The sequence below is a fragment of the Oscillospiraceae bacterium genome, assembly GCA_031265355.1.
Lineage (GTDB): Bacteria > Bacillota > Clostridia > Oscillospirales > UBA929 > JAIRTA01.
Genome location: JAISCT010000033.1, coordinates 1 through 12,224 on the forward strand (window position 1 = coordinate 1; position 12,224 = coordinate 12,224).

The following is a 12,224-nucleotide window of genomic DNA, read 5'->3' on the forward strand; positions in this document are numbered from 1 at the left end:
CCGGGATGGCGACCGGGACCTGGGGCGAGCAGAGCGTGGACACCAAGGGGAACACCGTGGTGAAGGTATACGACCAAGCCGGCCGCCTGAGCCAGGTGAAGCACGCGAGCCAGACGACGACATACACCTATCTGGACAACGGCGCGCTGCAGAAGGTGACGTACCCCGGCGGGGCGTACGAGGAATACACCTACTACGACGACAACAAGCTGCACACGCTCACAAACAAGAAGGCAAACGGAAGCATCATAGACGCGTACAACTACGCCTACGACGGCGCGGGCAACCGGACACAAATCCTGGACGGACACGGGACGACGACGTACACCTACGACGTGCTGAATCGTCTGCTCACCGCGACGGAACCGAACGGACGCGTGACGGCATACACCTACGACGGCTCCGGTAACCGAACCATAGAGACGGTGACGCAGAGCGGCCAGAGCACCGTTACAACCTACCAATACAACGAACAGAGTCGGCTGACGGCCACGGAGATGGAACAGCCGGACGACACCGTGCGCCTTGTGGACTTCTACTACGACAACAACGGCAACATGGTGGGCCGCACAAGCGCCCTGCTGACGGACGGCACATCCGCCGCGGTTCTGTCGCTCTCCGAGACAGAGGACGAGGCGGCTCTGTACGACTACGACGTCTGGAACAACATGGTTTCCTCCACCGTGGACGGAGAGACGACGACGCACACCTACAACGGCGACGGCCTGCGCGTGAGCAAGACGGCAAACGGCTTGACAACACGGTATGCCTACGAATATACTGAGGTTGTACTGGAACTGGACGGCAGCGGGAACCAAAAGGCACTGAACGTCCGCGGGCACAAGCTGCTGTCGCGCGTAACCTCCGCCGGTTCGTCGTGGTTTATGTACAACGGACACGGAGACGTGACGGCGCTGGTGGATGGGGCGAACACGGTACAGGCGACATACTACTACGACGCGTTCGGCGTACACAAGGAACAGACCGGCACAGCGGACAACCCCTACCGCTACAGCGGGTATACATTCGACGAAGAGAGCAGTTTGTATTATCTGAAGTCACGCTTCTACGACCCAGAACTGGCCCGGTTTATGCAGGAGGACACGTATCGGGGGAACTCCGCAGACCCGTTGAGTTTGAATTTGTACACCTATGTGAGCAACAATCCAATCCGATATTGGGATCCTACGGGACACGTTTTAACGGAAACGGATAAAGCTAATCTATCATTAGCTAATCAAACAAAGATTGAGAATGCAACGATTGCCTGGAACACGGCGAACGAAGATTACAAAAAAGCTACCACTCAGGCTCAAAAAGATGCCGCCACCAAAGCCATGGCAAACGCCAATGCGGCGGCCAATGCCATCCGAGCCTCTGCGGGTTACTCCGGCGGCACTAACGGCAGTACGGTCACTGTGAGCAGCGGCAGTACCGTGAAAGCTGTGGTTGTCACCGGTATTACAAGCTTAAACAATAAAGGCACTGTAACTACAGTGAGTGTGACCACTGGCGCTGCTTCTACTATAACCAACAGCGGTACTATTGGAACGGTAAACAACCAAGGAACGAGCATAATAAACAACACTGGTTCTATCAGGACAGTGAACAACAGCGGCACTATCGGGAGTATAAACAACGGCGGCACTATCGGGACACTGAACAATAGCGGCGCTATCGGGAGCATAAATAACAGCAGTATTATTGGCATTATCAGCAATAGCGGTACAATCGGGAGCGTAATGAATAGCGGCACCGTCAGAACGACAAACAACAGCGGCACGATTATCCGCATAAATAGCACCAATGGTGGTACTGTTGGCATAATCCAAAATAGCAATATGATCAGCAATATAATGTTGTCGAAAAACACTACCATCAGAAACGAAGGCTCAATTAAAAGCATTGTTACAGGTATAGGCACCACTGCCAAAGTATACAACACTGGCTTGATCAACAGCATTGCGGTTGGTGGAGATGGAATTCTCGATGGCGATAATGCTGGATTTGTAGAGAAAGCGACTTGCGGTCCTCGCAGTAAAGCCACGATTCAATGGGATAACAGCTCAGCGGAAACTTTGCTCTTGATGCAGAATCAATTTATCTTGGACCATCTTGTAACAACTGCGGATCGCAATGCAGGTGTTGCTGTTTCAAGAATAAACGGAATGCTGTATAAAGATTTCACAAATCCTATAGACAAAGCTTTAATAAATGCAGAGCCAGAATTCAAAAAACATCGGTTAGACTTTGGTTGGTTCAAAGATCAAGTCAATCATGGAAAACCTTGGGATATTAAAGTGCCCGAAAGTTGGAATAAAACTATTGCAGATGATACCTTCCCCGGTAGATATGATACAAAAATAGTGGTGGACGGAGCGCTCAGAACTCCCGAAGAATTAGGTAATATGACATATGGATATTTAGGCACAGCGGCAGGATTTCGACAATGGGTTTTACTTGCCGGTGGTGATTATGCGGATGGTGGAATTTGGGGTGTAATCACAAGTTCAGACTCCGCGACAGACAAAGAATTTATAAAATTAGGTGTCCAGTGGTATAAAAACAAATAGTGGGGTGTAATAATTGAAAATATTTGTTAAAGTAACACTTATTATTTTAGCACTTATCGCTTTAATCTTAATCGCAGTGGTGATATTCTTGCGCATTCTGTTTCCAGCACCGCTTTCAAAAGAAGCAACAGAAAAAGATTTTGTAAAAAATCAAGATAATATTTCATTAGTTACTCGCTACTTGATTAATTGTAAAGATAGCATATATATTCCTGTTGCCGATTCAAAAGAAGTTGCCAATATTGAAGACTCGCAAGTCGTTAACGCAATAGAAATATTGTTTAGCAAAGGCTATAGTGTAATTTCTAAGGATAAGAATACCATTCAGTTTCAGCGTTCTACAAGATTTATGGACTTTGGAAGTGGAATCGTCTATTCCATTGATGGCAGTGAACCGCAGTTGCCATTTCTCACAAAATTGGATTCATTGTCAGATCCGAATTGGTATTATTATGAAGCGGATTTTAACGAATTTAAGAAGAGGGAACAATCGCAGTAGATGGATCGCCGCAACACCTGTGCTTTGCACATTGCTCATGACTTTTGATTATGGTGTGCCTTGTTGCAGTGGTTTTTTCGAGACCAGCGGAGCGGTTGAGGATGTGAAGAGCAACGGACGCATCTTACGATCTGAACGGGAACAAACTATCGAAGACGGATTGGCGCGGGAATAAGTATGAATACGTGTACGACGAACGGGACCGGCTAGTGGAGAAACGGGATCCGTTTAAGAACAGATTATGTACTCAACCTGGATTTCAACCTGGACTTTTACAGCAAAAATTAATCTTTCAGTTTGAGTTATTCAGCAAGGAAGGTCTGAGTTTCAATGAAAAAAGTGTGGAAAAAGATGGGACACATCTTATACAGTTCCCTGGCGATTTTGCTCTTTCTGGCCCTGTGGGAGGTGTTGGGGCGGACGGGCGTGTTGGTCAATCCGCTGTTTTTGCCTCCGTTCACCGGGGTGCTGGCCGCCCTCGTCAAAGAGACGGCCAGCGGGGCGCTGTGGCGGCATGCGGCCATCAGTTTGCAGCGATCCCTGCTGGGGTTTGGCCTGGGGTTGGTGGTCGCCATCCCGCTGGGGCTGGCGATCGGCTGGGTCAAGAAGTTCGGGCGGTTTTTAAACCCGTTGCTGCAGCTTTTCCGCAATATGCCCGTGCTGGCGCTGCTGCCCGTGTTTGTCATGTTTTTCGGCATCGGCGAGGTTTCCAAGGTGGTGGTCATCTTCTGGGGCGTGCTCTGGGCGGTGCTGCTGAACACGGTCTCCGGCGTGCGAAGCGTGGACCCTCAGCTCATCAAGGCGTCCCGATCGATGGGGACGAAGCCGATCCGGCTGTTCGCCAGTGTGATTTTGCCGGCCGCGCTCCCACATATCTTCACGGGCACGCGGATCAGCGCGACGAACTCAATTGTCATCCTGATCGCGGCGGAGATGATCGCCGCGAACCGAGGTCTTGGGTACGCGCTCTATTTCTACCAAGCCAACATGAAGGTACCGGAGATGTTTGCGTATATTGTCGTGATGGCCGTGATGGGTGTGCTGCTCAACTACTCCCTGGAGGCCCTTGAGCGGCGCAGCTTCCGATGGCGCGACGAGGCGGGCACCACGGCGGCCGAACCGGCGGCCTGAAAAGGCGACCGGAAAAGAGCGGGCACAGGTTGACCGGAAGACCGGAAACCGACACCTTTGATTGGGGTGTCGGTTTTTGTTTTTATGGTTCAGGTGTCAGAAGTGCGCCTGACGGCGGGCGAGGCTTTTGACACCCAAACCATTCACAGGTCGGCGCCGCGGGAAAGCGGCGCAAAAATTATGAAGGAGGCGACAGAAATGGAAAAAACAGGGAAATATAGGAGAGGCGGGGTGAGGTTGCCGTGTCTGTGTTTGGCTGCCTGTCTACTGCTGGCGCTGACGGCATGCGCGACCGGTGCGCCGGCGCCGACCAGGAATGGTGCGGCGGACAAGACGACAACACAGACGCCGCCGGCGGCCGGCCGGTCGGCGGAGACGGGGGATACCGGCGGCGCGCCGGCGGAAAAGACGCCTTTTACGCTCCGCGTCGTTACACAGACGGGCTTCAACGAGATCAACGTGGCGGACGAGCTGGGTTTCTTTTGGGAAGAGGGCATTGAGCTCGAATACATCGGCGCGCTGGCCAAGGGCGTCACGGAGTTTCAGCTCATCGAACAGGGCGAGCTCGACGCCTTCACGACCGTACACCCGCCGACCATCGCGCAGGCGCGGCTGGCGGGCATCCAAACCAAGGCGGTGGCGCCCGGCATGGTGGACAACGAGGAATACCCGCATGTGCGCTACCTTGTGAAGGTGGACAGTCCGATCCAATCGCTGGAGGAGGCGGTCGGCAAAAAGGTGTCCATCACCAGCATCGCGCCCTGCTCGGACGGGTATGTGAAGTACTATCTGCAGAGCAAGGGGCTGGATCCCGAACAGGTGGAATTTGTGACATTGAGCACGCCCGGCCAGCAGGAGCAGTCTCTGGTGCAGGGGCTCGTCGACATCACGACGTCCCACCCGCCCTTCGCCGGCCCGGTGGTGGCGAGCGGCGAGGCGCGCGAGATTTTGAACACATGGGAGATCTTCCAAAGCCCGGGGGCGGGGCTCTCGACGCGCGGTTTCTCAGAGGCGTTCATCGCGGAGCACCCGGACGTGGTGCAGGGCTTTGTGAACGCGATGTACCGAGCGCGGCGCTGGATCAACGAACATTTTGACGAGGCCAAAGGCATCGTCGCGAAGTATCTGGACCTCGCCCCGGAGGACCTCAGTTCCTTCTATTACGACGGGAACAAGAACATCACGCCGGCCTATGTCGACAAGTGGTTTGAGATCTCGGAGACGATAGGACTCTGGAACTCTGGCGACGTGCAGCCGGAGGATGTCTATACGAACGACTTTGTACCGAAGGACGCGCCCGCGTCCGACGCCGCGATCACCTGGAACGGCTGACCGGCGAGTCGGGGCGGACCTGGCCGCGTTGCCGGGCCGACGCGGCCAGGTCTGCCCCGGCGCGCGGCAAAAATTGTTGTCTATAAAACGGTAGCAGAGAAACAGAACGTGTTGGGGAAACTGGCCCACTCCAGCAAACAGGATAAGGTTCTAAAGCGCCAGGACAATCAGAAGGTCGATCTGCTTGTGTACAACAGGGATGTGGAGGAGCAGCAGGCGGTGGAGGATCTGCAAGAAGACGGGTCATGGTGGACTATGTGCAGTTAGACTACGAGGTGTTCATGTCCTGCTGACGGACAGCACATCCGCCGCAGTCCTATCGCTCTCCGAGACAGAGGACGAGGCGGCTCTGTATGACTACGACGTGTGGAACAACATGATCTCCTCCACGGTGGACGGAGAGACGACGACGTATGTATACAACGGCGACAGCCTGCGCGTGAGCAAGACGGCAAACGACTTGACAACACGGTATGCCTACGAATATACTGAGGTTGTACTGGAACTGGACGGCAGCGGAAACCAAAAGGCGATGAACGTCCGCGGGCACAAGCTGCTGTCGCGCGTGACCTCCGCCGGTTCGTCGTGGTTTATGTACAACGGCCATGGAGACGTGACGGCGCTGGTGGACGGGGCGAACACGGTCCAGGCGACATACTACTACGACGCGTTCGGCGTGCACAGGGAGCAGACCGGCACAGCGGACAACCCATACCGCTACAGCGGGTACACATTTGCAGGAAGAGAGCGGTTTGTACTATCTGAGGTCATGCTTCTACGACCCGGAATTGGCCCGCTTCATGCAGGAGGATACATATTGGACAAATAAAGCGCTGAAGATGAATCAACTGAGCCCTGGGAATGAATGGTATAGGGATGAAGAATATTTAAGTTTGGCGGAAAGCCAAATGGAATGGGAACTGGGGAAAGGTTCCATACAAATGAACAACGGGATGAAGACGGAGTTCAATCAACTGTAAAATGAGGTTGGGATGGGAATGATTATACTATGAAGAGCAATTTAAAGCAATCTTTCTTAGCAGCTTTTCAAATTCTTGATGAAGTATTTGATGATACAAGAAATGAACAACTTGGCAACCTGCTTAGTGAGATGAATCCGTATTTATTTGCGGATTTGATGTCGGCTGACCCCGCCATTTGGAACGAATGGATTGATTGTGCGAAAAAAATAAATAAGGACGAAGTTTATAGTAGTGACGAAGTTTTTGAAACACTCAATATATTCCTGGAATTAAATAGTGAACAATATTACTATGACATGGATTTGCTTTTATGCTTAATCAACGATAAAATAACAAATGGAAGATGGGAGCGAATTTTTAAAAAGGCATTAACTATTTCATAGTATAAGGACGTAGAGGGATTCGGTCGAGTAAAATCCGCGCTTCACAACACGAAAGTCCTTGCAGAGCCAGACATGCAGTTTTCCGCATCCGACTCTTCGGCCGTTCTTCATATACGCATCAATCAGTCTTTGACTGTCAATGACAGCCACGTATCTCCCCTTTTTCGTCAGATGAAACGAATTTTTTCGAGTCTTTCCGATTCCTCCTACTACTCCATCCGGCCAGAAACTGTATCTCCATATAATGGGGCCATACACGGCGCACATCAGATGACGAATGACGGTCGCTTCAAAAACACACCGGATGGGGTACTGCCTCTGTGATTGACTTCGGATTGACTAAACCTTTTCGTTTGAAAACAATCTTAGTCAATCAAAAATCCAGTAACTACGCCGTTTTATGGTTTTTAATTGGTTTTGGATTGACTTGACGATTGACTAAAAAATCATTTTGCAGGATTCTTGTAGTCAATCGTCAATACCCAATAACCGGTTCGCTGATTGCCGTCGGCGCGTTCAATTATGCCGCCCTGCCTCATGTTGGTCAGGATATTTCTCACCTTATTCTCTTTCTGCTTTGCGTCAAGGACGTCGGAGAGCTTACTGAACAGCAGCTTAATAAAATCGCTTTTCCTGCCCCGCTGGTACTGACACAGATAGTTGATTATCAGTTGTGTGTAATAGTCGTCGTCCATTGCCTTGTTCTTGATGTACTGCGCCCGCTCATTTACGATATCGGCAATCCCTGCCGATACAAACACATTTGGCCTTTTGCCCTCGATAACGCCGAGCTTTTGAAGCTGTTTGTACTGTTCTGTTTCAAGCGGGATGCACTTCTGCACGCAGTCAAGCAGGAAAATCGTTTCCATATCCAAATCATCACGCCCGAACAACAAGCGCGTGTAGTTTTCGTCAAGCACTTTGCCGTAGACCCTGACGGCGACTTCCTTCGGCTTGGTCAAGTCGTAGTCCGGCATAGGGAAATAGCGCTGGCGCTGTATGTTGAACATCATTCTGATCCCCATTTGCTTGGTGTCAATCATATTGAAGTTCATCATCGCGTCCGCCAGCAACTGGTTCAGGTAATACGGCGCTGTGTAGCCGGGCTTCAGCACCTCGCGGATGTCGCCGGGCAGGAACGTGCCCGCATTGGAGATGACGACTGTATCCTCGAACTCGTCAAGGTAGATTCTGCGTCCGGCGGTATAGTCTTGATGCGCAATGCAGTTGTTCAGAAGCTCACGGAGCAGCTTTGCGTCGTATTGCTTGGTTTCTTTGGGAAACAGGGTCATCTGGTTCGGCATATAGCGGTAGGTCAGGTTGCGAATCTTCTCATAAACCTTATCGACCACAGTGATAAACGGAATGCGAAATTCTTCATAGTCCTTGTCCGCGCCGCTCTCGCTGTACAGCCGCCACATCACGCGGGGCGACCAGTCAAGCAGATAGTCAAAATCGGGATTACCGAGCAGCACCATTGCGGCGTTGGTCAACTTGCCGCCGATGGTGAGTTTCAGCTTGGTGAGGAACTGCTCATCGGTGAGATGGTCTATCTCTGAGCCTGTGTGCTCGTTCTTTTCCTTGAACTGTTCCCGTGCTATGCGGATGGCCTCGGCGTCCAAGTGCTGAATGCCGGAACCGTCTATCAACTGTTTTGACCAGTCGCGGCGGGCCTGCCCGCGCAAACGCCCCAGTTCCTCCGGCGACAACGCTCCAAGGGACTCGCCCTCGCGCCCGTACCAATGCCCTTTCCAAGCGGTAGGCACATTGGGGACGGCGGCGGGGATTTTGAACATCACGATACGGCGGTTTTCCTTATCATAGACCTCGAATATGTCAATGAAGGTGATTCTGTCTGTGGTATTGTCGGCAATCTCGTGTTTCAGGCTCTCTAATCCCTGCTTGTCGCGGTAGTCGCTGCCCTCTATCCTGCGGGTCTTATTGTGGACACCGAAAACAAGCCAGCCATATTGCAAACCTTTCAGATTCGCCTCATTGCTGATGGCGGAAAAGTATTGGCCGATAGTATCTTGCTTGTAGTCATTGCTCGCCTGTTTGAACTCTATGACCTCATTTTCCCAGTTGGCGATGAGTCCGCGCAGGGTCTGGAGCAAATCAGCGTTCAGGTCAATATCCCTCATTCCTCATCGCCCCCTTCCGCAGCGCCACTCAAGCTCATACGGTATTTTATTCTGCATTGGCCTGCCAATGGTCAACTGCTCCGCAAATTCTTCCGCGAGCCGCAGTCGCATTTCTTTTGCCCGCGCATTGTCCATCATGAGCCTTTCAGGGTCGGCAAATATCTCAATAATCTCCCGCCTTGGCGTTTTCGCCGTGCCAACCAACAAGCGGCAATAACGCTTGCGACTACATTGAAGCATACCACAAGCGTTAGCAAATGTCGAGATATTTTTTGCGATCAATTCCATAATCCTACGGAGATTGAAGTGAAATTTGACGGACTTATAAAACTAAATCTTGAGCCTGCTAATTTGGACGATACCTGCGAAGTGCATGACGTATCCTTCTTTTTCGAAAGCGGTATGTTTCATTGGGGGGACTCGAAATATTTTGAAAGCCAGCGAGACAAATATTTAGGAACTTGTGTGCAGGCAGAAGCAGCAAAGTAGTTTTTCTATCTATATGAATTGCGAATCGCCTGCACTGCAACGAGCTTTGGCTGTAGATTGAAACAGCTAAAGCAATGCTTTAAGTAATAAAGGTGCCTGTATGTTGGCTTTATGTGCCATCAGACGATTGAAAAGGAAATCGAGGCGATTGCTGTTCGGGACTGTAAAAAAGACGAAATACCGCCGAAAATCCACGACCTTTCTGTGGCGCCGCAAGGCTTGCGGCGGTTTTGTGCTGTCAAACGCGGGGAGGGAAAAGTATCCTCTTGCCAAAGGCGAAGTCATGTGGTATGCTATAGTCTGGGGGAGGAGTTGACGATATATCGCGCAACAAAAGCCCGAAGAGAGGTACGAGAAGAGGGAATCAGAAAAAATGTTTTCGGTTTTGAATCGGAAAGAACTGTATTGCACTTTTTCGCGCGAAGAATATGTCAAAGTCAGGGATTTGTTGGGGATACACAAGATCCACCACTATGTGACGACCGACGACCACCATCATCCGGTGGCCTACGCCGCCGGTGCGGAGGATGTCCACGCCCCGATGGGCGCGTTTGGGGAGAATCCGTCGGTGCCGCAGGAGTACAGGATCTTTGTGCCCCGCAAGGAGTACGCGCTCGCGCAGAGTCTGCTCGCGCTGACACCGCTCCGGTGAGGCGCCCGGCGCCGCTTGACGACTGAGACAAAAATTGTGGACCGACAAAGGAGCCGTGTCACACGAAGCGTGTGATGCGGTTTCTTTGTCGTGGACGGACACCTCCGTCATGATATGTAGCGGGACAAATGCCCCGTCGGTGCCCTGTTACTCGAAATCTTCGCGAAAAACATGGTTGAAGTTGTAAAACATTCATGATATGATAAAAAATAATAGGATGCTTACGCACTTCTGATACCTGAACCATCGATCGCCTGTTTGCGGCGGGCGAGGCTTTTGACACTTGAACCATCAATACAGGAGGAATCGGCATGAAGTGTCCGTATTGCAGCTTCCAGGAGAGCCGCGTCATCGATTCCAGGCCGACGGACGAGGGCGGGAGCATTCGGCGGCGCCGGGAGTGCTCTCATTGCGGCAAACGATTCACCACCTACGAGAACATCGAGAGCCTGCCGTTGATCGTGATCAAAAAGGACGGCTCCCGTCAGTCCTATGACCGCAACAAGCTCCTCAGCGGCGTCCTGCGGGCCTGCGAGAAGCGGCCGGTGAGCCTGCAGCAGATGGAAGCCCTGGTCGGCGAGGTGGAGCAGGTGTTGCAAAACAACTTGGAGCGCGAGGTCACTACATCACAGATCGGCGAACTCGTTATGGAGCGGCTGAGAAGACTGGACGAGGTCGCCTACGTGCGGTTTGCCTCCGTGTATCGCCAGTTCGCCGACATCAAGACCTTCCTGACGGAGGTCAACAAGCTGCTGATGGAACGACCGTGATTGTGAGAGGCGCCCCGTCACAGCACCGTCTCCAAACTGGGGCGGTGACCGCGGATCAGGGCGCGTAGCTGCGCCGCTACCACGGCGCTGTCCGCCAAATACTGCGCGCGGGCGGCCATGGCGGCCTCCGTGTACAGCCGGTATAGGCCCGCGTTGATTGCCTCAATGTCGGCGGCGGGGTAGAGCGCCTCAAACAGCCCGATCCGCGTTTCCCACAGCGATAGGGCGGCTTGCATGGTCTCACGCGCCTCGGCCCGGCGCTCCGCGCCGACGGACTGTGCGCCGCTCTCAAGCAGCGTCAGCAGTTGGCCGACGTCCGCCTCCGCGCGCGCGCTGACCCACAGCCCGGCGCCGATGAGCCCGGCCAGCAGTACGCAGGTCAGTAAGATCGGTTTCATCATTCCGGCTCCTTCACTTCGGCTCCTTCGGCAGGCAGTAGACGCGGTTTTGTTCGTCCACGATCAACAAAAACACATCTCGCACGTCCGTCAGCCCGTTTCGTCTCAGCGCGTCGGCCAGAAACGACGGCGAGAAATTTCGCAGCGCGCAGTTCTCGCGCAGCAGCGCGCCGTCGTTCACCAGAATAACAGGCAGACCCTGGGCGGACGTGGCGGCGCCGACGTCGCGGCGGGTGGCCGGCTGGTACACCGGGTAGAGGATCGTGCTCAGCGTCCCGTTGGTCTCTAAAATGGCGTACTGCACCGTCGAGAGGTCCGTGATGTTTTTGGCGCGCAGGGCCTCAATGAGTTCGTCGGTGGTCATCCGATTTTTGCGCAGTTCACGCTGAAGAATGCGCCCGTCCTTCATCAAAATGCTCGGTTTGCCGCACAGCAGCGCGCGAAACCGCAAACTGGCGACCAGGGCGCCCGAGACGACCAGTGAGAGGCACAGCAGCGTGGCGATGGGGACCAGCCCAAACACAAGCGGGCTGCCCAAGTCCTGCATCGGCACGGCGGCGAGTTCCGACATCAGCAGGGTCACGACAAGTTCGGACGGCTCCAGTTCGCCGATCTGCCGTTTGCCCATCAGGCGAAGGGCGGCGATGATGACGACATAGAGGATGACGGTGCGTAAAACGGCCACAAGCAAAGAAAAACACCACCGGTTTTGGCAGATAACAGTTTTTGGAGTGCGGGATTTTCCGAGGGTTCTGTGTGAGGCGCGGGGCAGACGGGCGGACCGCTTGCCGACAACCTTTCGATGACACAGCCTACTCGGTACTATGGGCGGAAATCGTTTGGATTATGCGTGCGGCTCGCCGCCGGCTTGCT

General features: G+C 53.1%; 12 protein-coding genes and 1 pseudogene. 9 read left to right on the forward strand and 4 right to left on the reverse strand.

Annotation, left to right across the window (positions count from 1 at the left end):
• The 7 genes and pseudogenes from LBK75_04675 to LBK75_04705 form a co-directional block, all read left to right on the forward strand.
• On the forward strand, positions 1 to 2,573 hold a 2,573-nt coding region (locus LBK75_04675), incomplete at its 5' end, for a hypothetical protein (GenBank protein MDR1157587.1).
• 13 nt (positions 2,574 to 2,586) lie between these two features.
• A complete protein-coding gene (locus tag LBK75_04680) occupies positions 2,587 to 3,072 on the forward strand; it encodes a hypothetical protein (protein ID MDR1157588.1) in 486 nt (161 codons plus the stop codon).
• 131 nt (positions 3,073 to 3,203) lie between these two features.
• Positions 3,204 to 3,299, forward strand: a pseudogene (locus LBK75_04685) (hypothetical protein).
• A gap of 103 nt (positions 3,300 to 3,402) precedes the next feature.
• Positions 3,403 to 4,203, forward strand: coding sequence for an ABC transporter permease (locus LBK75_04690; protein MDR1157589.1), 801 nt, complete (start codon positions 3,403 to 3,405; stop codon positions 4,201 to 4,203).
• A gap of 231 nt (positions 4,204 to 4,434) precedes the next feature.
• Positions 4,435 to 5,535 carry an ABC transporter substrate-binding protein gene (locus LBK75_04695; GenBank protein MDR1157590.1) on the forward strand — a complete coding sequence of 367 codons (1,101 nt, stop codon included), beginning with the start codon at positions 4,435 to 4,437 and terminating at the stop codon, positions 5,533 to 5,535.
• 184 nt (positions 5,536 to 5,719) lie between these two features.
• Positions 5,720 to 6,364, forward strand: coding sequence for a hypothetical protein (locus LBK75_04700; protein MDR1157591.1), 645 nt, complete (start codon positions 5,720 to 5,722; stop codon positions 6,362 to 6,364).
• Between the two features lie 180 nt (positions 6,365 to 6,544).
• Positions 6,545 to 6,901, forward strand: coding sequence for a hypothetical protein (locus LBK75_04705; GenBank protein MDR1157592.1), 357 nt, complete (start codon positions 6,545 to 6,547; stop codon positions 6,899 to 6,901).
• 446 nt (positions 6,902 to 7,347) lie between these two features.
• Here the strand turns inward: LBK75_04705 and LBK75_04710 are convergent, their stop codons facing one another.
• Together LBK75_04710 and LBK75_04715 are read right to left on the reverse strand one after the other, a co-directional pair.
• On the reverse strand, positions 7,348 to 9,042 hold the full coding sequence (locus LBK75_04710) for a putative DNA binding domain-containing protein (protein ID MDR1157593.1): 1,695 nt from the start codon (positions 9,040 to 9,042) through the stop codon (positions 7,348 to 7,350).
• 3 nt (positions 9,043 to 9,045) lie between these two features.
• Positions 9,046 to 9,330, reverse strand: a complete 285-nt coding sequence (locus tag LBK75_04715; GenBank protein MDR1157594.1) for a hypothetical protein — start codon at positions 9,328 to 9,330, stop codon at positions 9,046 to 9,048.
• A 574-nt stretch (positions 9,331 to 9,904) separates the two neighbouring features.
• Here LBK75_04715 and LBK75_04720 point away from each other — a divergent pair.
• Both LBK75_04720 and nrdR read left to right on the forward strand, forming a co-directional pair.
• A complete protein-coding gene (locus LBK75_04720; GenBank protein ID MDR1157595.1) occupies positions 9,905 to 10,183 on the forward strand; it encodes a hypothetical protein in 279 nt (92 codons plus the stop codon).
• 311 nt (positions 10,184 to 10,494) lie between these two features.
• Positions 10,495 to 10,953: a transcriptional regulator NrdR gene (gene nrdR, locus LBK75_04725; protein ID MDR1157596.1), complete on the forward strand. Its 459-nt coding sequence runs from the start codon at positions 10,495 to 10,497 to the stop codon at positions 10,951 to 10,953.
• Positions 10,954 to 10,970: 17 nt separating this feature from the next.
• On the opposite strand, the gene LBK75_04730 is transcribed toward nrdR, so the two are convergent.
• Both LBK75_04730 and LBK75_04735 read right to left on the reverse strand, forming a co-directional pair.
• Positions 10,971 to 11,351, reverse strand: a complete 381-nt coding sequence (locus tag LBK75_04730) for a DUF4363 family protein (GenBank protein MDR1157597.1) — start codon at positions 11,349 to 11,351, stop codon at positions 10,971 to 10,973.
• A gap of 13 nt (positions 11,352 to 11,364) precedes the next feature.
• Complete coding sequence (locus LBK75_04735) at positions 11,365 to 12,036, reverse strand: DUF421 domain-containing protein (GenBank protein ID MDR1157598.1); 672 nt, start codon at positions 12,034 to 12,036, stop codon at positions 11,365 to 11,367.
• Between the last annotated feature and the right edge of the window lie 188 nt (positions 12,037 to 12,224).